The sequence below is a fragment of the Bacillus sp. FJAT-49711 genome (assembly GCF_018343715.1).
Lineage (GTDB): Bacteria > Bacillota > Bacilli > Bacillales > Bacillaceae_C > Lederbergia.
The window spans coordinates 522,602-543,315 of the sequence record NZ_JAGYPL010000003.1 but is presented as its reverse complement, the minus strand read 5'-3'; the positions used below and the strand labels follow the sequence as shown (position 1 = coordinate 543,315).

General features: G+C 35.4%; 24 protein-coding genes, 1 pseudogene and 1 riboswitch. Of the genes and pseudogenes, 19 read left to right on the top strand and 6 right to left on the bottom strand.

Going from position 1 to position 20,714, the window contains the following annotated elements; genetic code table 11:
• Positions 1–353 precede the first annotated feature (353 nt).
• The 10 genes and pseudogenes from KHA96_RS16730 (at position 354) to KHA96_RS16690 (ending at position 7,971) form a co-directional block, all read left to right on the top strand.
• Positions 354–839 carry a GNAT family N-acetyltransferase gene (locus tag KHA96_RS16730; protein ID WP_213130445.1) on the top strand — a complete coding sequence of 162 codons (486 nt, stop codon included), beginning with the start codon at positions 354–356 and terminating at the stop codon, positions 837–839.
• Positions 840–949: 110 nt separating this feature from the next.
• Positions 950–1,577 (top strand): annotated as a pseudogene (gene wrbA / locus KHA96_RS16725) (NAD(P)H:quinone oxidoreductase type IV).
• A gap of 171 nt (positions 1,578–1,748) precedes the next feature.
• Positions 1,749–2,114: a VOC family protein gene (locus tag KHA96_RS16720; protein ID WP_213130444.1), complete on the top strand. Its 366-nt coding sequence runs from the start codon at positions 1,749–1,751 to the stop codon at positions 2,112–2,114.
• Positions 2,115–2,417: 303 nt separating this feature from the next.
• Complete coding sequence (locus KHA96_RS16715; protein WP_213130443.1) at positions 2,418–2,924, top strand: RNA polymerase sigma factor; 507 nt, start codon at positions 2,418–2,420, stop codon at positions 2,922–2,924.
• The gene (locus KHA96_RS16710) at positions 2,914–3,837 is read left to right on the top strand and encodes an anti sigma factor C-terminal domain-containing protein (protein WP_213130442.1); all 924 of its coding nucleotides are present in this window, start codon (positions 2,914–2,916) and stop codon (positions 3,835–3,837) included. Before KHA96_RS16715 ends, KHA96_RS16710 begins: the two co-directional genes overlap by 11 nt.
• 11 nt (positions 3,838–3,848) lie before the next feature.
• Entirely contained in the window at positions 3,849–4,208 is a 360-nt protein-coding gene (locus tag KHA96_RS16705; protein ID WP_213130441.1) for a hypothetical protein, read from the top strand.
• Between the two features lie 242 nt (positions 4,209–4,450).
• On the top strand, positions 4,451–4,579 hold the full coding sequence (locus KHA96_RS23280; protein WP_283248467.1) for an RAxF-45 family protein: 129 nt from the start codon (positions 4,451–4,453) through the stop codon (positions 4,577–4,579).
• 143 nt (positions 4,580–4,722) lie between these two features.
• Positions 4,723–6,597, top strand: a complete 1,875-nt coding sequence (abc-f, locus tag KHA96_RS16700) for a ribosomal protection-like ABC-F family protein (protein ID WP_213130440.1) — start codon at positions 4,723–4,725, stop codon at positions 6,595–6,597.
• Positions 6,598–7,100: 503 nt separating this feature from the next.
• Entirely contained in the window at positions 7,101–7,391 is a 291-nt protein-coding gene (locus KHA96_RS16695) for a CD3324 family protein (RefSeq protein WP_213130439.1), read from the top strand.
• 109 nt (positions 7,392–7,500) lie between these two features.
• Entirely contained in the window at positions 7,501–7,971 is a 471-nt protein-coding gene (locus KHA96_RS16690; RefSeq protein WP_349305785.1) for a DMP19 family protein, read from the top strand.
• 156 nt (positions 7,972–8,127) lie between these two features.
• Here KHA96_RS16690 and KHA96_RS16685 read toward each other — a convergent pair whose 3' ends face one another.
• On the bottom strand, positions 8,128–9,105 hold the full coding sequence (locus KHA96_RS16685; RefSeq protein ID WP_213130437.1) for a ribose-phosphate diphosphokinase: 978 nt from the start codon (positions 9,103–9,105) through the stop codon (positions 8,128–8,130).
• Between the two features lie 183 nt (positions 9,106–9,288).
• Complete coding sequence (gene ant(6), locus KHA96_RS16680) at positions 9,289–10,155, bottom strand: aminoglycoside 6-adenylyltransferase (protein ID WP_213130436.1); 867 nt, start codon at positions 10,153–10,155, stop codon at positions 9,289–9,291.
• A gap of 299 nt (positions 10,156–10,454) precedes the next feature.
• On the opposite strand from ant(6), the gene KHA96_RS16675 reads away from it, so the two are divergent.
• The 5 genes from KHA96_RS16675 to KHA96_RS16655 all read left to right on the top strand — a co-directional run bounded on the left by KHA96_RS16675 (position 10,455) and on the right by KHA96_RS16655 (position 13,824).
• Complete coding sequence (locus KHA96_RS16675; RefSeq protein WP_213130435.1) at positions 10,455–11,897, top strand: sensor histidine kinase; 1,443 nt, start codon at positions 10,455–10,457, stop codon at positions 11,895–11,897.
• The gene (locus KHA96_RS16670) at positions 11,890–12,579 is read left to right on the top strand and encodes a response regulator transcription factor (protein WP_481748246.1); all 690 of its coding nucleotides are present in this window, start codon (positions 11,890–11,892) and stop codon (positions 12,577–12,579) included. Before KHA96_RS16675 ends, KHA96_RS16670 begins: the two co-directional genes overlap by 8 nt.
• A 125-nt stretch (positions 12,580–12,704) precedes the next feature.
• Positions 12,705–13,184 carry a hypothetical protein gene (locus tag KHA96_RS16665; protein ID WP_213130433.1) on the top strand — a complete coding sequence of 160 codons (480 nt, stop codon included), beginning with the start codon at positions 12,705–12,707 and terminating at the stop codon, positions 13,182–13,184.
• Positions 13,185–13,213: 29 nt separating this feature from the next.
• Positions 13,214–13,615, top strand: a complete 402-nt coding sequence (locus KHA96_RS16660) for a DUF6220 domain-containing protein (protein WP_213130432.1) — start codon at positions 13,214–13,216, stop codon at positions 13,613–13,615.
• Between the two features lie 5 nt (positions 13,616–13,620).
• Positions 13,621–13,824, top strand: coding sequence for an SHOCT domain-containing protein (locus tag KHA96_RS16655; protein ID WP_213130431.1), 204 nt, complete (start codon positions 13,621–13,623; stop codon positions 13,822–13,824).
• 292 nt (positions 13,825–14,116) lie between these two features.
• On the opposite strand, the gene KHA96_RS16650 is transcribed toward KHA96_RS16655, so the two are convergent.
• Positions 14,117–14,395 (bottom strand): DUF2277 domain-containing protein, encoded by a 279-nt coding sequence (locus tag KHA96_RS16650; RefSeq protein ID WP_213130430.1) that lies wholly within the window; start codon positions 14,393–14,395, stop codon positions 14,117–14,119.
• Positions 14,396–14,862: 467 nt separating this feature from the next.
• Here KHA96_RS16650 and KHA96_RS16645 point away from each other — a divergent pair, with 467 nt between their 5' ends.
• Positions 14,863–15,615 (top strand): DUF5694 domain-containing protein, encoded by a 753-nt coding sequence (locus KHA96_RS16645; RefSeq protein ID WP_213130429.1) that lies wholly within the window; start codon positions 14,863–14,865, stop codon positions 15,613–15,615.
• A 634-nt stretch (positions 15,616–16,249) separates the two neighbouring features.
• Here the strand turns inward: KHA96_RS16645 and KHA96_RS16640 are convergent.
• From KHA96_RS16640 to KHA96_RS16630, 3 genes are all read right to left on the bottom strand, one after another.
• Positions 16,250–17,278: a nuclease-related domain-containing protein gene (locus KHA96_RS16640; RefSeq protein ID WP_349305784.1), complete on the bottom strand. Its 1,029-nt coding sequence runs from the start codon at positions 17,276–17,278 to the stop codon at positions 16,250–16,252.
• Between the two features lie 285 nt (positions 17,279–17,563).
• Positions 17,564–18,742, bottom strand: a complete 1,179-nt coding sequence (locus KHA96_RS16635; RefSeq protein WP_213130428.1) for an MFS transporter — start codon at positions 18,740–18,742, stop codon at positions 17,564–17,566.
• A gap of 73 nt (positions 18,743–18,815) precedes the next feature.
• Positions 18,816–18,918: riboswitch (purine riboswitch) on the bottom strand.
• A 112-nt stretch (positions 18,919–19,030) separates the two neighbouring features.
• Entirely contained in the window at positions 19,031–19,372 is a 342-nt protein-coding gene (locus KHA96_RS16630; protein ID WP_213130427.1) for an NIPSNAP family protein, read from the bottom strand.
• A 146-nt stretch (positions 19,373–19,518) separates the two neighbouring features.
• Between KHA96_RS16630 and KHA96_RS16625 the strand changes: the two genes are divergently transcribed.
• From KHA96_RS16625 to KHA96_RS16615, 3 genes are read left to right on the top strand one after another with little or no spacing between them, the layout of a single operon-like run.
• Positions 19,519–19,665: a hypothetical protein gene (locus KHA96_RS16625; protein WP_213130426.1), complete on the top strand. Its 147-nt coding sequence runs from the start codon at positions 19,519–19,521 to the stop codon at positions 19,663–19,665.
• A gap of 30 nt (positions 19,666–19,695) precedes the next feature.
• Positions 19,696–20,100: a YdeI/OmpD-associated family protein gene (locus tag KHA96_RS16620; protein ID WP_213130425.1), complete on the top strand. Its 405-nt coding sequence runs from the start codon at positions 19,696–19,698 to the stop codon at positions 20,098–20,100.
• Positions 20,097–20,621, top strand: coding sequence for a DinB family protein (locus tag KHA96_RS16615; RefSeq protein WP_213130424.1), 525 nt, complete (start codon positions 20,097–20,099; stop codon positions 20,619–20,621). Before KHA96_RS16620 ends, KHA96_RS16615 begins: the two co-directional genes overlap by 4 nt.
• Positions 20,622–20,714: the final 93 nt, after the last annotated feature.

The window sequence follows — 20,714 nt, the reverse complement described above, 5'->3', positions numbered from 1 at the left end:
GTAATTGTATGTTTAAAGGAATAGTTGATTTATATTTCGTATAAAAAGTGGCTAGTTCGCATAGCGAGTCAAAGACGAAACGAATATCCGTTAAAAACTATTTTCTATCTGACTTATCCATAAATGGCTTGATTAACTCTCAGAAACGGAGCATGAAAAGCGAGTCCATATAATAATAGGTTTTATTATCTTACTGTATAAGTAAGAATTATATATAACTTAGATAATGTTATAGATTTTATGTTTTTAATCTTTAACTTAGTTTTCAACATATACCTTATCTTTTTGTAACGGTACATTCGGATTAGAATTCAAAGGATTTTGAATAAGCGCATGCTGCAGGGTGATAACAAGTGCAAAAAATAAAATTTGAAAAATTTAAGAACCATGATTTTGAAGAGTATTTTAAGTTAGTATCAAACGAACAAGTTATGGCTCAAATAACAGAACGGGCGATACCATTAAAAGAGGCACAAGTTGATTTCAAAAAGCTATTGGCACGAAATGAAAAACATGAATTATTCGGGTCTTATAAAGTTTTTGATGAAATGAGTGGGGAATTTATTGGTCTAGGGCATTTAACATTGAATGAAAAAAACACCGAAGAAGCTGAGATTGGCTACATGATATTACCTGAACATTGGGGAAAAGGTTATGGACGAAAAATTGCTGAGTTGCTTATTAAAAAGGCGAAAAAAACAAATTTAAATGTGTTGAAAGCAATTATTGATCCGAGTAATATTCCTTCTCGTAAAATATTAATGAAGCAAGGATTCTCCTCATATATTATTTGTGAAATTGGTGGACTCCCTGGAAAAATTTTAAGCTTAAGATTGTAGAAATAAAAGGATGTTTTCTTATTTCTTCTTCCTGATCTTTTTAGGAATAGAATCCTGAAGCATATGAAAAACTACGACTGCTATGAACTATTTCTAAAAAGAAGAAAAAAGTGGCAAACGTAAAATTATCTATTATTTTTACAGTATGGGTGGTACGAATTATCAATTAGCAAAATGGGCTGAAGAAGGGGCTAGAGAGGCAGAAGCCGAGGAAAAGATATCAAAAGTTCAAGAATTAGCTCCGGATTCAGTCATTGAGGGAAATGAAGTATGGAAGTCGACCGTAGAAGCGACGAAAGACATTCCAGTGGCGACCTTAGGAGATATTGAATGGGCCGATGCCATTATATTTAGTACTCCAACACGCTTTGGAAACATTGCTTCGCAAATGAAACAATTTCTCGATATTCAAGGAGGGCTATGGGCTTCTGGTAAAACTGTCAACAAGGTCATAAGTGCGAAGACTTCCTCGCAAAACCCGCATGGCGGCCAAGAAGCAACGCTTTTAGCTTTATATACCATTGGGGTGCCATTATTGTACCTCCAGGTTATACCAATCAAGTACTGTTTGGAGCGGGCGGTAATCCATATGGAACGAGTGTAACTGTAGGGCAAGATGGGAAAATGATTGAAGACGTCCATGCTGCTGTTAAACATCAAGCTAAGTGGACAGTAACGCTGAGTGGATTAAAAATGCAAATGGATAAAAAGGATAATAGTTTAAATAGAACCTCTTAGGCATTTTGCCCTTCGAGGTTTCTCGTCTATTCTTATATTTTTCTTTAGGAGTTTTTCGAAAAGTATAAAAACGCACTATAATTTTTACAATTATATTGTTTATAATAAATTTTAGAAGCTGTTGCTAAAATGTGTAAGAAATAAAAATATGAATTAAAAGGAATGAATCTAGTGGAAAATACATATAACATTACTCCAATTGTTGGATCAATATTTATTCATGTTAAAGACATGAATCGGGCTGTCAACTGGTATGCAAAGTTGTTAGGGTTATCCGTACCTCCTGGGCCATATGATAGGGTTTTTTCGATTAAATTAAATAACCTCATCCTTTTACTTGATGCAAATCGTTCCGATCATTTTCAGCCATCGAAACTCCCGTTGTTTTCCTTTCCAGCTGAAAATATTGACAAGACATACGAATTCTTAACTAATAATAATATAGATATTCAAGGCGATATAGAGCGTTTCCCTGATATATCATTTTTAACAATAAAGGACTCTGAGGGGAATTTAATTATGATTGTACAAGAATAATAGAATGATTTAAGGTGTTATTATTAATACGAGTTATGAAAGGGATAATCTCTTTAAACAGGGGTTATTTTTTTACACTTCAAATCTCCAATGGTTGAGGATGCTCAAACTGCTATCAAGCATCAATCCATGCTCACAATTACGGGAGCGGAGTGGATAAAAAATTAATAGATTTTACAAATAAGGTACGATAGAAATAACCTCTTGGATTTCAAAAAGGGGTTATTTTATTTTTAAAAAGTTTGTCGTTATTTTTTGTTTACCTTTTAACTATTCAATCGTTATACAAATAGGAGGGGCGATATGAATGAGGCATTCGGGAAAAAATTACAGGAAAAATTGCATTCTGTCTACCTAACTTTAATGAAAATGGGGGCAAGTAAGGAAGATGCTGAAGATATTACGCAAGATACCGCCATTCAATTCCTCCAATATATCGATGGAATTGAAATCAAATATGCTCAAGCATGGCTTTACAGAGTGGCGATTAATAAGTATTACGATTTATTGAAGAAAAAGAAATCTCAAGAAAAATACATATTGGCTTTTGATGTGAATCAGCTTTTTGACTTTAACACACCTGAAGGTTTCTTATTGCAAAAAGAAATACAGCTAGATGTTCAACGAGTTCTAAAACAATTGAAACCAAAAGAAGCAGAAATTTTATTGATGAAATATAGTGCCGACTTTTCGTTAAAAGATATCGCAATCTTATTTGATGCAACGGATAAAACGATTAAAACGCAATTGGCTAGAGCGAGACAAAAACTCGTGAGATTGTTAGAGGAGGGTCGAGATAATGAAGGATAGATCAATATTTGAAAAGGACGATTCTTTTTCGGATTTGGTGAAAAAGGCCAGACGAAAATCGATTAAACGAAGCATCCTTATATCTATACTTGTGACAATCAGCACTTTAATTCTTTTGTGGGCGATGTTGTATATTGGGCAATATTTCATGTATGAAAGAATGTATAAGGATGTTGAAGAAAAGAACGATTATTATCAAATGTACGGTGCAAATATATATCCTGGAGGAGCAACGTATGACCATTTTTTCGTTGCAGGCAAGTCAAATGCATCAACATATAAAGAAGTGAATGGCCATTTAATCAATTGGAATACGATGAGCGATTTTCATACGATTTTAGGAATGAAAGCGTCTTTAAATACATCCTCTTATATCGGAGTCAATGATCGCAGCTATAACAATAATTATAAAGTAGTAAAGTTTCATTTGCCTAAAATAGAAGCGTTTCATAATGACCTGGATTATTTAGAGTCATTGCCAGGTTTTTATAGTGTGGAAGTCGCTTTGTCTTTTCAAGAAGAATTAACATTAAGTGAAGTTAATCAAACATTTCCAACAGCTAGCTGGATATGGCTCTTGCAAGATCGTTTAAATGAAGAAGCAGCGGAATCTCAAGCTTCTTCAGCATTTCAAAAAGACTTTAGTGAGATTGATGGAGACCATGCACTTGGTTTCCCAGTAGAACCGAGCAAACCATTTAAAGCAGGTGCAGAACAATATATCCATTTCCTTCAGGGGAAATTAGATGAATTGGTCGATACAAAAGAAGCACTTGAGGTTTTGAAACAGGAGAATCCCAACCAAATTCCAGTTGCAGGCGTTATTCTGACAGGGACAGTCGATCAAGTTTTACCATATACAAAACAATCATCTGTGAGAATAGTTCGAACAGGAGTTATTATTCCGTACTAAGGAGGAAAATCATGAAAAACATATTATTGTTGATTATATCAGCATGTATATTATTAGGAACAGTCTTTTTAACGAATGGTCAATTTTCACAAAATGCACTTTTGTTTGTTGGAATAATTTCCTTGATCATGCTGGTATCTGTACTTATAGTTTCTAAATTGTATCCTGATCATAAAACTAAGCTTACCTTAAGTATTTGTGCATTTGTCTTACTATTATTTGTTCCAAGTTTAGCTGCTTTAACAGATATAAATGAATCATTAGAGAATGCTGCATTTAAGCACTTTTTAATAATGTTTATTCTGCTTCCGGTTATTTTTATTGGATCGGTTGTTTTAGCTTATCGCCAATATTTCATTAAAGAAGAGTAGTAGTTTTGTAAAGATAACCTCTTAAGATAACATTTTTAAGAGGTTCCTGATTCACCTCCAATCGAGACTGTTATCTAGAAAAGTCATCTTAAATTGTTCCAGGAAATTTGATTAATGATTTCCGGAGTCAATGTCGCATTTATTTAGCCAATTCTTTTATCCTAGAAAAATGAATGCCCTTGCAAGATTTTTTGATTACGTTTAAAATAAAATAAATAACTTTGAGACGGAGGTGGGGAAAGATGTTGAATCATGCTGTTTTAGTGCACGGATATTGGACGGAATTCTTATATTTTTGCCGTGCGAAATTTGCTGTTTTAGTTGTTGACGGGATACGTATGTCCTTTTTTAACAACTTTATAGCAAATTAAAAACAGTGAAAACATCTCTAAACCCACATTATATAAGGACAATGGAGAGGAGTTTTTCATCCTCTTCTTTTTTTATGCTTAGCGATGGGAAGTTTGTGTTTCCTATGGCTTTTTTTGTTTTTAACAGAGAAGGAGGTATATGCATGCTTGCATGTAGTGTTAGTCAAATCTCAAAGATGTATGGTGGCAATAGCATATTTGAAAATATTACATTTGAAATTAACGAAAAGGATCGCATAGGTTTAGTTGGACGGAATGGTAGCGGCAAAACGACATTATTAAAATTAATGGCTGGGTTGGAAACACCTGACTCTGGTCAAATTCATTGGAAAAAAGGATTACAAATTGGATATCTTGCACAAATTCCTGAGTATCATAATCAATCGACTAGCAAAGAAGTATTAATGACAGCCTTCAAAGGACTTTTACAATTAGAAAAAAAGATGCGAGAGCTTGAAGAAAAAATGAGTAATGAAACAAATACTTTGAAATTGGAAAAGTTAGTTGCGGATTATGGTCATGTCCAAGACAATTTTTCCTTAAAAGGCGGTTATGAAATAGATGCGAACATTGAAAAAATCGTGAATGGTTTAAAAATTGCAGACCTATTAAATAAGCCCTTTTCTGCCTTAAGTGGTGGTGAAAAAACAAAAGTAGGCTTAGCCTTAAGCCTTCTGAAAAACCCAGACTTTTTATTGTTGGATGAACCGACGAATCATTTAGATTTACCTGCCGTTGAATGGCTAGGAATGTTTTTGCGTGATTATGCTGGTACAGTGCTTGTCATCTCGCACGATCGGTATTTTTTAGATGAAGTCATCAATAAAATATTGGATTTAGAAGATGGGGAAATCGAGTGTTATTACACAAATTTTTCCGGTTATATAAAAGAAAAAGAAGAACGTTTACTGAAGGAGTTTCAAGCTTATGAAGAGCAGCAAAAGAAAATAAAGAAAATGAAAGAGGCCATTAAACGGCTTCGTGATTGGGCAAATCGAGCGAATCCACCTAACGAAGGCCTTCATAAAAGAGCAAGAAACATGGAAAGAGCATTGGAAAGAATGGAAAAATTAGATCGCCCTGTTTTAAATCGAAAGAAAATGAACCTTGATATAGAATCATCTGCTCGAAGTGGAAATGATGTGATGAACCTAGGGAACGTATCTAAAAAGTTTGGAGAAAAGTTTCTTTTCAAAAACGTCAATATGCATATTGCGTATCAGGAGAGAGTCGCTGTTGTAGGTGAAAATGGAACAGGAAAATCAACGCTGATCAAAATGATGATACAGCAATTGCAGCCCGATGATGGGGAAGTTCGAATTGGGAGTAATGTGAAAATCGGCTATCTGTCACAGCATATTTTTTCAGAGGTGAAAGATGAGACCATCATTGAGGTATTTCGTAATGAGGTTAGTGTAACAGAAGGTGAAGCAAGGCACATTTTAGCGAAGTTTTTATTTTACGGACACACTGTATTTAGAAAAGTTTCTCAGCTTAGTGGTGGAGAAAGGATGAGACTCCGCTTGGCTCAGCTAATGTATCAGGATATTAACTTTCTAATTTTGGATGAACCAACGAATCATCTAGATATCGAGTCTTTAGAAGTATTAGAAGATACCCTTGAACATTATAATGGAACGATTCTTGCAGTTTCTCATGATCGCTACTTCCTAAATAAGTTGTTTGAGAAGTTTTATTGGATAGAAGCTAAGGAAGTGCATAGTTTTGGAGGCGATTATCAATACGCAAGAGAAAAAATGATGGAGATGACGCAAAATCGAAAGGAAGAAAAAATAAATAATAAAAGATTGCACACACCTCTTCTTCGAAAAAAGGAAATAAATATAGTTTCTGAACGTGATTTGGAATTAGAATTAGAAGCAGTGGAGCAAAAAATCATGGAATTGGAACTAGAATTAGGGGAAATTCATGAATTAGATCGACTTCAACAGCTATATATGAAAAAAGAGGAATATGAAAAGCAGTGGGGAGCTCTTTTCGAGCAATTGGAAAAATAATATATCCGCACCTTCCTTCGCAAAGGTAATAGCAGCAACTGCGCTGTCACCCTTGCGATAATAGCTTTTTTTCTTATAGCGATCTTTTTCCTGCTAAAGGCACTTTTATTTGATTTACAAGGTACGAGGAATATTATCCTGTTATTTAATTTTTATAACACAGGTAAAGTTTAATTATAATGATTCTCTCACTTGTTCCTATATAAGCAAGTATGAGTTAATAAGGATGTCGGGCCGATAGATTTTTGGAAAGGAGGCTGATGATTTTGATCAAGCATAACGAGGTGATTTCCGCTTAGGCGGAAGTCGCTAATGAGGGGTCGCACGTATTGCGGCCTCTTTTACTATTTCCATAAGATCAAAAACCTGTATACTATTAATTAATAAGGGAAACACCTGCAACTTTGTAAGGGTTTTCCCAATATGAAACGAAAGGGGTTTTTAAAGTTGATGAAGTCAAAGCGTTTTATTTATGCACAACTTAATAAGGAGGATGTAAATTTTTGCAATACAAAAATGGAAAAGAGGTGCTTCCCCCTCATTTGCTGAAGGAGCTTCAGAAATACATTCAGGGAGAACTGCTTTATATCCCAAAGAAAACAAATGAACGAGCGGGATGGGGAGAAGTGAATGGTTCTCGTCGGTTAATCAAGCAAAGAAACGAAGAAATTTACCGATTATATAAGGATGGTCAATCTTTTGAAGAGTTGGAACGGATCTACAACTTGTCTTTAGACAGCATCCGAAAAATCGTTTATAAAACACGTGAAGTTTATAATGAATCGAATCAATGATGATTAATTCTTAACACCGTTCAAGTAATGAATGGTGTTTTTTAAAGATTAGTTAGGTAAAATATAGCAATATATTAATATTATATTTTAGATGGGGGAACATTACGTTGTGAAGCCAAGATTGAAAAGGAATGATCTATTGAATAATGATGACATTTGGAATGCAGTAATTGCTGTAATAAGTGAATATGAGTATCCATCTGATAATAAAATGGAGAATGATTTATACACTGTTTTTCAATATTATTCCGAACTAGAAAGTGGAGGACATGAAAGTCTGCTTACCTGGTTCTCGGAATTTATCGAAGAGAAAGGGATTGAAAATTATTTAAAAGAACTAATAGGTGTTCTTGAGATAATTGGTGCTCACGATTATGCAGCTATTGAGAAAAAGTACGGAGAAGAAATGTGGCGTTTGTTCATCGCTTTGGAAAGTGAAAAAATAGATGAAAATGAGTTTTATAAAGTTATTCAAAAAGCGGACGATGAATATTATGATCTTGATGGAAAATTAGGCGAGTTGCTAGAAACATATTTTGTAAGTATTCATACTGAAGTGATTGATGTGGTTGAGGCTTAGGGAAAGATTAGTCTACAATTGTTATGATTTTTAGGGATTTTATAAGGACAGTAAATAAAGCCCAATATTTTATAATTGGGCTACTTCCTTTGCCAGTAACTATATACATCACGATAATCTTAATGTTTATTTTAAGAAATTGGTTGAATTACACTATCAATTAAGGGATTTATTAAATACAGAAGGAAGCTCAGTTTCAAATAACGAACTAACCGACTCTTTATTATGGATTCGTAGAACAGCTTCTGCAAATAAAGGGGCCACAGAAACAATCTTCGTTTTATTGGATGCTAAAGAATTGTTTCCGACGGTGTCGGTGCTAATTAGCAACTCGATTGGACTGTTTTCAATTTTTTCTGCTCCGGATTTACTGAGCATGAGATGGGAAACTAAAGCGAATATTCTTTGTGCTCCTCGTTCCTTCAAACCTCTTGCTACATCTACTAATGTTCCAGCTGAAATACTAAAATCATCAACGATAAGGACATTTTTGTCTTTTACATTTCCAATAATCTCTAAGACTTTTGCATTTTCATCATGGGATTTTCTTGTTTTATCTCCAATGGCTACTGGCACTTGGAGGGCAGTAGCAAAATTTCTTGCCTGTTTTGCAAATCCGACATCTGGAGAAACAACAACCAAGTCTTCAACGTTCAGGCTTTTCACATAATTACATAGTATAGGGAGTGCAAATAAATGATCTACCGGTTTCTTAAAAAAGCCTTGAATTTGTGGACTATGTAAATCCATTGTGATGATCCTGTCCGCTCCAGCTAGCTCAATACATTCGGCACAAACTCTAGCTCTTATTGAAACCCGTGGTTCATCCTTTTTATCACCCTTGGCATACCCAAAGTACGGGATAATAGCTGTTACAGAAGTAGCGCTGGCCCGCTTAAAGGCGTCCATCCAAAAAAGAATTTCTGTAAATTCATCGTTAGGATTCAATCCTATTGGCTGTACAAGATAAACATCATTATCCCTTACTGTCTCGCAGATTTTCACGAAAATATTGCCGTCTGAGAATTTAAATACTTCTGATTTCCCCAAGTCAATTCCAATATAGTCGCACATTTTTTGAGCAAAGGGCTTACCTGTACTGCCTCCAAAAATTTTAATTTCTTCTTTCGGCAATAGAATGACCTCCTGGTTTGTTTTTTGTACCAAGCACAGATCAAGATTGGATTTTGAAGTCTAAAATAGATTACATTAATTACTTCTCTATCCTTCAGAAAAACCCTTTAAAAACATTTTTTCATTGTGGGAAGCGAGACGGGGAAATCATCTTCAAATATCTAAAGGAATCTAATATGAAGTTCATTCCCCGGCAAAGAAGTATTTTTCACGAATACCATCTATGTATTTACTAACCTTTTCATCATAATCAGGATATATATATCCTAATGTATCCGCGATATGGCGAGAGGTTTCCCGAAATAATTCAAAGCTTGTATAAAGCGCTTCCCAAACTTTTTCATAAGAACCCATCTCGTAAGTGGATAGTAATGTATTCCACGTTGCTTCAGATACATATTTTTTAAAAAACTTATCAGATTTTCCAATGCTCAACGAAAAATCAGTATCCATTCCCACTTTCCAACGCAACATTGTAAGTAGATTAGGCCGGAAATAGCCGTTCATGATGTCAATCGCAAAGAGAATCTCTTTTCTAGCAAGTCCTTTCGCAACATATGTAGCAGTGAACCAAAACTCATTGCAGCAGTCGTCAAAGGATTGCTTGCTTGGTTTTTGAATATGATACATCTGGTCTGATGGAATGACAGGTTCCTGGATAAGGTTATCTTTGTCCAATAACACTTCAACTAATCCATCACTGTTTTGGAAATAGTCTTTGTATTCATCTAACGGGATTAAGGTCAGATCCATTTTTGTACCATCTTCAAATATCATCAAGTAGGAGAACCAGTTTCCTAATTCTGCAGGAAACAGCTCCATTGCCTCCGGTTTTTGCATCATCATTCTCTTGCCAAAATAATCTAACCATTCGTCGCTTTTTTTGAAAAATTCCATGTCAGTTACGAAATAACTAAAATCATAATCTTGGAATTCATCTTTCGGAATGTTTGGATTTGTAAGTGAACCTTCAAGTGTGAAAAGTCTTATTTTTTCACACTTGCGAGCAAAACTCATTCCTAAGTCCATCATTTCTTGTTTACTTCTCAATGTCCCTCACCTCGAAAAAGTTAATACTCTAATTATAGTTCACTTTGTAGAACATTTACTTCATTTCTAATCTCCCAACTTCACTCTTTTTCTTCACACATTCCTGATTTCTTATCTATTATTTAAATGGGTTGAGTATTTAAAGTATGTTTGTTGCCATAATTATTTAGTTAACTTAACTAGTAATAATATTACCGTCATAACCTAGTTTATAATTATTTTATACTTTATACAGGGTTTATTTACTTTATAGAGGTATGATTTAGTATAGAGAAATAAAAAATTATGAAGGTGATGCCATGTCTATTCGTAAACGCCTTATTATCTCAAATGCAACTATGATTGTGATGCCCATCATCATAATTGTGTTCATCATATTTTTATTAAATGTAGTTTATAACGACGGTACTATTATTGACACTCATTTTAAACAGCGATGGCAAAACACTGGCGGGCGAACAGCGGAACTTTTTAATGAGCTTCAAAAAACAGCTTCAATAGAACAAGATAACTTTTTTAAACAGGATTATCTAGAATCCTTATCAGAGCAATTGGAAAAGGAAAATGTAGAAATTGTCATTCGAAAGGAAAATGATTTGCTAATTACATCTAACCCGCAAATAAAAAACGATGAACTACCTTCTTTTGGTAATGAAGGGTATAACCCAGGAGGGGCACAGGTTGGGAACGATCACTTTTCGATTAGGCAGCATGATTTTTATTTTAAGGATGGATCTGAAGGTTCGATTTTTCTTTTAGATGATTCACCATCATTTGTAAAGTTTGCGAGAATATTTTTTCCGATCATCTTTGGAAGTTTAATTCTTTCCTTTGTACTTACCAATGTATTTTTATCATATATCGTATCGCGAAGTATTTTGCGCCCAGTTCGTCAATTATCAGATGCATCTGAAAAAATAAGCAGAGGTGATCTTAACTTTTCCGTCAAATCGAAAAGTAAGGATGAACTAGGGCAACTAATCCGTACGTTTGATTCGATGAGAGGTCAACTAAAGGAATCATTAGATCTCCGTGATAGGTACGAAAAAAATCGGAAGGAAATTATTGCGAACATATCACATGATTTAAAAACGCCCATCACATCCATTCTCGGATACGTGGAGGGACTTCAAGATGGGGTTGCGAATTCAGACGATAAACGTGAGCAGTATCTTGATACGATCCGCTCTAAAGCTATATATATGAATCGGTTGATTGAAGAACTAGCCCTGTATTCCAAATTAGATGTGAACTCTTTGCCTTTTCATTTTGAATCAGTTGATATTCAAGCCTTTATTAAAGACTACTTAGAGGAAATCAGTGAAGAATTAATCGAGAAGGATGTAAAAGTTTTATTTCATCCTAATATGTTTCATTCTCATGCCCGAATCGATAGGGATAAACTGATTCGTGTGCTGGAAAATATTATTTTTAATAGCGTGAAATATATAGATAAAAATCCTGCCGAGATTAACATTTCAATTTCAGAAGAAAAAAATATGATCAAAATAAGTGTAAGTGATAATGGTCCCGGAGTTCCGCCAGAGGAGCTCGCAGCTATATTTAACCGTTTTTATCGAACCGACCCAGCTCGCAGTGAAGGTGGAAGTGGACTTGGTCTTGCAATTGTCTCACAAATCATTGAAGCACATGGCGGCAATATATGGGCGGAAAATGTTCAAACAGAAGGTCTCCGCGTAAACTTCACACTTAAAAAGTCAGAGGATGAAAACAATGAATAAAAAGATTTTAATTATAGAAGATGATCAAAGTATTGCAGAATTAGAAAGGGACTATCTTGAAATTGAAGGTTTTCAAGTTGAGATTGCCCAAGAAGGAAAAAGTGGTTTAGATGCTGCCTTAAATCGCAATTTTGACTTGATTTTACTTGATTTAATGATTCCGAACATCAATGGATTCGACATTTGTAAACAAGTGAGAAAGGTATCTAATGTTCCTATCATTATGGTGACAGCTAAATTTGAAGACATCGACAAAGTACGAGGACTGGGGCTTGGGGCAGATGATTATATTGTAAAGCCCTTTAGCCCACGTGAATTAGTCGCAAGGGTAAAGGCACATATTGCGAGGTACGAACGATTAATTCAAGTCGACATCCCAAAAGATGAAATCCATATTAAGGGTATTCATATAAATATAGCAGCAAGACAAGTCTTTCTTGATGGGAAAGAAGTTCTTTTTACAACAAAAGAATTTGATTTACTTTCCTTTTTTGCCATGCATCCTAATCAAGTCTTTTCGAAAGAAGAATTATTTGAAAAAATTTGGGGATTTGATTCAATGGGGGATAATGCGACAGTCACAGTCCATGTAAAAAAGATTCGGAAGAAAATTGAAAAAGATACATCGAATCCAGAATACATACAAACGATGTGGGGTTCTGGATATCGATTTAATGGATAAAACACTCATTGCGAAATGGGTGTTTTTTCAATCTGTACATAATAGTTTATACATTTTTTATATCTCCTTCAGAGGGAGTTTAGATTTGCTTGCTATAGTAATAACGATGGGATGGAGGTGAGAAATTGCAATTATCGATAACTGGAAAAAGGTGGCTACTTACGATTCATCTCATATTTTCGGCGATTATGCTTGGGAACATGGTGACCTTTTTTATTTTAAGCATTACCGCAGCATGTACTCAGAGCGAACAACTAGTGAGTAGCTGTTATCAAATCATGCATGTATTATCGAAAACCTCTATTAGAGCATCGACCATAGGGACATTTGTATCTGGAATCCTTTTATCTATTTGGACAAAATGGGGATTGTTCAAATCCTATTGGATTATTGTAAAAGAAATTCTCACAGCATTCCTTCTCATTTTAAACCTTTGGGGTATGTATGCATGGACGTTGAAGGCATTTGAAGAAAACATGAATCAGTTAGATATGTATGTGTTTCATATTGATCTATGGACAGGCATCGTCATTCAAATTCTTTCACTTCTCTTCATATTTGTGATATCTGTCTTTAAACCATGGGGAAGGCGGAAAGTATCATGATGATTTCTTTGTAAGGAGGGACTTCCATTGTGGAAACAACATATAAAGACAAGGTAATACGCGCTATCTTTGCCATATTATCCTTATTATTCTTTATTGCAATCATCAGTCAGATCTTTATAGCAGGCGTTGCGCTGTTTGCCGATTCTAGTCAGTGGGCAGTGCATAAATCTTTTGTCGTCTATTTTGAATTCATCCCAATCGTGATGCTGATTTTATCATTTTTTGGGGGCTTTCCAAAGAAAATGCGCTGGCATAGTTTAGGGTTGTATTTAATGGTTGCTTTGCAATATATGACGGTTGGATTATCAGGGAAATTCCCTTATATAACAGCACTTCATCCTGTCATTGCCATGTTACTATTCTGGCTTTCACTCGTGATGTTGCGCACAAGTCTAGCTTTAATAAAAACAAATAAAAATAGGAGTTGATAAATATGCACCATTGGGGATATTTTCATCCATTTGCTTTTGTATTCTTTTTAATCATAGTTGGATTATTCATTATGATTTGGAGAGGAAGAGGGAGAACGTGCAATCACTCTCAAAATGATGCTCTTTCTATTTTAGAAGCCCGTTTTGCAAAAGGGGAAATCAGTGCAGAAGAATTTAAGGAAATGAAAAAAACATTGAATAGTTAATGAAACAGCTCGTTCTTTAGCTACAATGGGACTCTCCTGGGTAACTCGCACCCAGCGTTATTAGATGAAGTGTAGCGTCTTAAAAAGAAATAACTCTCCTATGCTCGCACAAAGCTGTCAGAGAGTTATTTCTTTTTGAATAAATACAACAGCCACTAATAGAGAATGTAATTTGTCAAAATCGTTGCATCGAATAAAGGTACCATCAGTGTTAGCGATTGATTTCTAACCTGCTTCATTCTTATATAGTCGCTAAAAATAGAATAAACGGAAGAAACATCAATTAATCAATTTAGATTTCCTTGATTCCAAATCTTTTAGCATTTCTAGCCTTAGCCCGTTCAGCTTCAATCTCTCGATTACGTGGATGGGCTGTAGTTTCAAGTGAGTTTAGTAAATTTTGTGTAGCGAGCGCAACTTCCTCAATTGCACGATTAAATGCATCTTTGTTTGCTTGCGATGGCTGATTGAAACCGGAAATCTTTCGCACATATTGAAGCGAGGCTGCATAAACTTCGTCATCAGTAGCTGGTGGGTCAAAGTTAAATAATGTTTTAATGTTGCGGCACATGTTAATCTCCTCTTTCTCTTCGTTATTTTGTAGATTGTATCATATATCATTTCGATACACAGAATCGTTACTTGTAAAATCTATTGTAGCATCGCTAAATTTGATTGACGTACATTAACTTTGAGTTAGATGGAACATATATAGTGTTATTCAAAAAGGATAGGATCAACTGATCTTGAATACACAAGGAAAAAGATATATTGGCTATGCAAAATGTTTTAGATAAAATTGGCAAACCCGCGGTATATAAACGAACGCTTGTCAGTAGTAGCTGAAAAAGGGAACAGCCCTATTTAAAATCATTATTAACATTGCTAAGATCAGCTTAAAAGTTATTGTTTATATATCCGTAGTTGCATCTGCAGCATCTAAAATTTTTAATAAAGCCATAATACTTCCAAATGGAGGGAATCCCATCCTATCAGGAGAACCTATCATTATAGGGAAAATATAAGGGGGATTAAGAGATGGAAAAGGTAATAACAAAACCTACTGTGCTAGTACTAGGTACATTTCATATGGCACCAAGCACTGACCTGTTTCAGTCTAAGCTAGACGATTTTTTGACTTTAAAAAAACAACAGGAAATTAGAGAAGTCGTGGAACGGATTAAACAATATAAGCCTACTAAATTAGCAGTGGAAAGAGTGACAAAAAGAGACCACGAACTAAATGAGGAGTTTAGAGGATATAGAAATGGTGACTTTGAACTCAAAGTAAATGAAATTTACCAACTTGGATTTCGAATTGCTAATGAACTGAATCATGAAAAAATATATGCCGTAGATTGGTTGGAGCAAGGTGCAGGAACGAGAAGCGCAGGAGAAGTGTATGAATGGGCTAAAGAAAACCAACCCGAATTATTTCAATCTATTTATGGATGGCTGGAAGCAGCGGCTCAAGATGAAAAACAACGGGTTGCACCTACAATTCTCGATCTATATCGAGAATGCAATGATCCATTAGAAGCGAAGAAACATCATGACATGTATATAAATATGGCTCGTATAGGAGATTTTGATCATTATGTCGGAATCGATTGGCTCATTTGGTGGTACCAAAGAAACTTAATCCTATTTTCAAATTTAACACGATTAGCAACTTCCGCCGATGACAGAATTCTCCTTATTGTTGGAAGTGGACATGTTCAGATTCTTTATCAATTTCTAGAGGAAAGTGGTCTCTTTAACTTAGAAAGGGCGGATAAATATCTACGATAAGAAATAGAAGAATGACTGGGTAGCGAAAGTGATTTCGAACTCTAATCTATGTCGAAGCTTATATTTCTGTGCGACGATAGTTTAGTTTGCTGCTACCCCAGTCTGTCGCTTATTTATTCCCTTTCAAGGCCATTCCATTCCCGTTCGCGGGCTCTTTATTCCCTTACAAGTGAAGTTTATTCCCGTACGGATTTTCCATTCCAGGGTTCAGCAGTTGTTTATTCTCTTTCAAGGCCATTCCATTCCCGTTCGCGGGCTCTTTATTCCCTTTCAAGTGAGGTTTATTCCCGTACGGATTCCCCATTCCCGTCCAGCGATTGTTTATTCTCTTTCAAGGCCATTCAATTCCCGTTCGAGAGCTTTTTATTCCCTTTCAAGTGAAGTTCATTCCCGTACGGTTTTCCCATTCCCGTCCAGCTGTTGTTTATTCTCGTTCGAAGCCATTCAATTCCCGTTCGAGCGCTTTTTATTCCCTTTCAAGTGAAGTTCATTCCCGTACGGTTTTCCCATTCCCGTCCAGCGATTGTTTATTCTCTTTCAAAGCCAGTCAATTCCCGTCTAGCGATCATCAATTCCCGTTCAACTCCCATTCAAACGCTCACTATTTCCTTTCGAAAGTTCTCATTTCTAGTATTCACTTCATCTTAGCGAGAAAATCCATAGAATATGTACGATTTCGATTTTTGCCGTGGCTTTCTAGGTTCATTGTTTGTAGGATGCGATTAGCGGATTTTATATCATTAATATGAAGAAAGTCTCGGCAATCCTTATTTGACATTTTACGGCGGAATAATAAGAACCATTCTTTGATTGCTTGTCCGTGGGCGAAGCGGTCGAAGTTTTTACAGTTTGGACAGCACCAACTTCTGAAAACTTTTTCCATTCCGATTTTGCCGCAAATTTGGCATATTACTCCACTTTTAAAATCGCTTATAGGAATCCCATAAGCTTCACTAATAGGATTAGGGATATAAGGTTGATGGCTTTCAAGAAGTTGTGACGTCAGCAAGTCCAAAGTTGTGACATCTATTTTCTGGGGGAGATGGTAGAGGCTGTTAATATATTGTGGGACTAAGCTTGGGAATAAAACCTTTGTACGTCTCGGGCCAACTTTGACAATTTGCTTCGGGTATGCCAAGACCACAACTCCAATAACTGGAATATCTATGCCGACTTGATTTAAAAACTCTTTAAACAATATAACATTACGCTCTACTTGGGCAGCTGGGCATTCGAATCCGTCAACTGTACCATCTGGTCGTATTCGAATCAATTGCGGTGGATTTTCTTTAAATTCCAATATTCCTGAGATGTTTTTTATTTCTAAAATTAAGGCGAATAATGGGGATAAAAATAATGTATCCATTTGAAATAGTGTACTAGTGGTGAGGGATAGGTCATGGAAAATGCGGTGGTCTATGGAGAATGAGTTTCGAAGGAGGACATCTGCAACTTTGTCTTCGCCGGCAATTCCTGCTTCTACAGATAACTTTTTCGATGAGATGGTTGGGAATAATAAGTGGTCCTTAGACAAACGATTTTGTGCAGCGGTTAGTCCTTGTAGAGACAGAGATTCTGATCTTACTTTTATATTAATAACTGTTACCTCCCTTATGTATTTGAGTAAATCGTAACATAGAAGAGATATAGGAACAATCACCACTAATCAAACGTTTGATTAAAACAAAGCGGGTGCCATAGCAGCGAATTTTATAAAAATCCTGATTTTTACAACTAATCAAACGTTTGATTAACAAAAAAGGGATTTAGCAAGGCATATAAATAACATTTAGAATAGGAATAAAGATCAGATAAAATAACATTGTACCTGAATGAAGAACTAGACATGATGAAAAAAACAGCCCCATTTACAAAGCATATGGGACTGTTCCAATAAGGTTTCCGTTTCCCTCATATCTACGGATCCGAACATTATTAAACGGTAATTTTAAAAAGATGAAGCTTCCAATTTTTCGTTTCTTGCAATTGCTGGTCTTGTTAAAGAAAAATAAGCACAAAATAGTGAGATGATAACAATGACACAACCAACCCACGCTGTATCCGAAACGGAACTTGTGTGATTTAATACAACACCGCCAATAGCCGACCCTAGTGAAATGCCGATTTGCAAAGCGGAGTTATTGAAGCTTTGCTGTATATCCGATGTGGCTGGATCGGTTTGAATCAAATAGCTTTGTTGCGGTGGTGATAAACTCCAGCTGAGTGCACCCCAAACCATCATGATCGGAATGAATATGAAAAGTGAAAAAGTCGTGAATGGCAATATGCCTAGTACGATGGCAAATGCGCCAATTACAATGAGGATACTTTTAGGAGCTCCAATTCGATCTGAAAGAATTCCCCCGAAAGCTCCACCACTTATAGCAGCAATACCAAATACAAAATAGCATATACTAATCCAATAGGAATTTAAATGAAGATTTGTTTCTAAAAATGGTGTGAAATAGGCATATAGCGTATAATGTCCTGCCAGCATAAACAAAGTAGCTAGATGGGCGCTGCTTATTTTTGCGCTAGCCACAGCCTTTAATTGTTGTGAAAGTGGGATCGTCTTTTCACCAGGAATTTGTTCTAAAAATATGGAAATCAGGGCCATAGAGACAAGTGCTGCCACTGCAATTCCAAGGAATATTATGCGCCACCCAAATGCGTTGGAAATTAAGATTCCTAACGGAACACCTAATACAAGCGCCGAACTAATTCCCATATAAATAAGTCCTACTGCTTTTGCTTGATGAGTAGGAGCTGCAATTTTAGCGGCAATCGTTAGCGATAACACAACAATGAGTGCGGTACTCATCGCGGTTAATATTCTTGCGCTCATCATAAAAGTAAAACTCTGACTGAAGTATGTCATGACGTTCCCAAGAATGAAAACAAAAAGTGAAGCAAGATATAACTTTTTGCGTTCAATTTTACTTGTTAGAATCAGTAGAACAGGTCCAGCAATAGCATAAATAAGGGCAAACACCGTAATAAGTTGACCGGCAGTTCCTAATGATATATTAAAATCGTCAGCGATTGTAGGTAATATTCCACCTATAATCAATTCAACTAATCCCGCCGCGATTGTTGATAATGCAAGTATAAAAACTTTCAAATTCATGATGTAAATTTCATCCTTTCTATAAAGAGAATAGGCTTCGATGTTTAAAAAACAAAAAATCCTGCCTACAAAAAACGAATGGTTCATTTTCTGTAGTCAGGATTTTTTTACGGTTCCTGGTAGATACCCTCAAGCCATATTCTTGAGGTTATACAGGTGCTTTTATTTAGTTTAAGTTGAATCCTGTGAAAAAACGATCACTCTGAAAATATTACTATCTTTTAATTCAATGTTCAAGTGAAAATCACTTGAAAAATTTTGGAAGAGATGATATTTCGATCTAATCCCCTAAGTCATTAAAGTTGATGTAATCTCTTCATTTCTCACTTCTAATATATACTCTGTAAACACGCTTTCTCTTCCACCATGTTTTTCATACCATTGATTTATCCGATTTACGTGTTCGCTATTACTTCTTACCTTTTTCTCTATTTTTTCATATTTTTCGTAACTATCATACTCCCATACAGCGAAAATCTCAGTAGTATCATTGCCGCTTGGTACCATCCATCTGCCTATTAACCTAGCTCCGCATTTGATCTGGTTTGGTAAATTCGTTTCAATAAAATGTTTGTTAAACGTGTCGACAAATTCATTTTTCACAATATAAAACTTCCTTCTATAAAACATAGCCACCACTCCTTTTTTATACTTATATCATATTTGAGCAGATTTTAAAGGAGATTTTGCCCTTAAGAAGAATGATATTAAGAAATGAACAGAGTAGGTGGTTTTTATTATTGAATTCATATTTTTAATTTTATTCATTGAGGGAGATGAGTAAATTTACTATAACTTATGTACCTCAGCCAGACTTTTCAGTATGTGATGAAGCATGTTTAGCCATGGTTGCACAGATTCCAATAGAAGAAGCTGTTTCGGAAATGAAAGGAACGAGGGGTTCGGGACCATCTCATTTTTAAAAGGCTTTTAAAAAATATAAAATTGATTATATGAGCTGGCGTACAGTTAATGATATAAAGGAGCTTCCTCCTCTTTATGTGTTATTGGTGAAGTTTCCTACATACGGTCATAGTGTCGTTTATTATGATGGAGTATTTTATGATCCGGAGTTTGGAGTGTTAGAAAGTTATACCCCAGACGGAAAAATAACGCATTTCATGGAACTTTTCATTGATGATATTTATGAAGACAAACAGATCGATATAAAAATACCAAATGATTTTAAAGAAGCATTTGAGTTCGATCAAGAGGCATATGAAACTTTTAAACGGTTGCCATATCCCCAGAAATCAAAATGTATTAATGGGATTAGTCATTATAAAAATCCTCTCGTTCGAAAAAAGAATATTGAGAAGATAATGGCTAGCCTAAAGAAACAAGGAGAATCGATATGAATTTTAATATCAAGGAAGCGATTGAAGTATTAGAACGCACAACCACCACATTAGAATTTTTTTTATCGGGTTTATCAAATGGCTGGCTGGAATGTAACGAAGGTGAAGGAACCTGGAATGCTTCAGAAGTCCTTGAACATCTTATTGAAGGGGAGAAAGCGAATTGGATCCCAAGGTTAGAATTCATGCTTCTAGAAGGTGAAAGTAAACCATTTCCTCCTTTCGATCGTTTTTCTCACTTACAGGATGGAAAGAAGAAATCGATTGAACAAATATTCCTTGAGTTTAAAACAATTAGAGTGAAAAACATAGAGAAGCTTAAGTCTCTTGTTGAATCTGATTTATACTTAGAATTAACTGGTTTACACCCTGAATTTGGAGTCGTGAAGGTAAGGGAATTAATTTCGACATGGGTGGCACATGACTTAACTCATATTGCTCAAATTGTACGAGTGATGGCGGAGAGGTACCGGGAAGACGTTGGCCCTTGGATAGAATATTTAGGGATATTAAAAAAATAAAATGTTAAGATTAAATAGAGGAGTAAATCTAACCAATTTACGAAGTATAACAGGAGCTATGCCTGTTTGATAATTACAATAAAGGAATTGATA

Excerpts from the sequence above, each read along its gene's own strand:
- KHA96_RS16715 (WP_213130443.1), top strand. The coding sequence starts at position 2,418 with ATGAATGAGGCATTCGGGAAAAAATTACAGGAAAAATTGCATTCTGTC.
- KHA96_RS16710 (WP_213130442.1), top strand. The coding sequence starts at position 2,914 with ATGAAGGATAGATCAATATTTGAAAAGGACGATTCTTTTTCGGATTTG.
- KHA96_RS16705 (WP_213130441.1), top strand. The coding sequence starts at position 3,849 with ATGAAAAACATATTATTGTTGATTATATCAGCATGTATATTATTAGGA.
- KHA96_RS23280 (WP_283248467.1), top strand. The coding sequence starts at position 4,451 with ATGTTGAATCATGCTGTTTTAGTGCACGGATATTGGACGGAATTCTTA.
- abc-f (WP_213130440.1), top strand. The coding sequence starts at position 4,723 with ATGCTTGCATGTAGTGTTAGTCAAATCTCAAAGATGTATGGTGGCAAT.
- KHA96_RS16675 (WP_213130435.1), top strand. The coding sequence starts at position 10,455 with ATGTCTATTCGTAAACGCCTTATTATCTCAAATGCAACTATGATTGTG.
- KHA96_RS16670 (WP_481748246.1), top strand. The coding sequence starts at position 11,890 with ATGAATAAAAAGATTTTAATTATAGAAGATGATCAAAGTATTGCAGAA.
- KHA96_RS16655 (WP_213130431.1), top strand. The coding sequence starts at position 13,621 with ATGCACCATTGGGGATATTTTCATCCATTTGCTTTTGTATTCTTTTTA.
- KHA96_RS16650 (WP_213130430.1), bottom strand. The coding sequence starts at position 14,395 with ATGTGCCGCAACATTAAAACATTATTTAACTTTGACCCACCAGCTACT.
- KHA96_RS16645 (WP_213130429.1), top strand. The coding sequence starts at position 14,863 with ATGGAAAAGGTAATAACAAAACCTACTGTGCTAGTACTAGGTACATTT.
- KHA96_RS16635 (WP_213130428.1), bottom strand. The coding sequence starts at position 18,742 with ATGAATTTGAAAGTTTTTATACTTGCATTATCAACAATCGCGGCGGGA.
- KHA96_RS16630 (WP_213130427.1), bottom strand. The coding sequence starts at position 19,372 with ATGTTTTATAGAAGGAAGTTTTATATTGTGAAAAATGAATTTGTCGAC.
- KHA96_RS16625 (WP_213130426.1), top strand. The coding sequence starts at position 19,519 with ATGAGTAAATTTACTATAACTTATGTACCTCAGCCAGACTTTTCAGTA.
- KHA96_RS16620 (WP_213130425.1), top strand. The coding sequence starts at position 19,696 with ATGAGCTGGCGTACAGTTAATGATATAAAGGAGCTTCCTCCTCTTTAT.
- KHA96_RS16615 (WP_213130424.1), top strand. The coding sequence starts at position 20,097 with ATGAATTTTAATATCAAGGAAGCGATTGAAGTATTAGAACGCACAACC.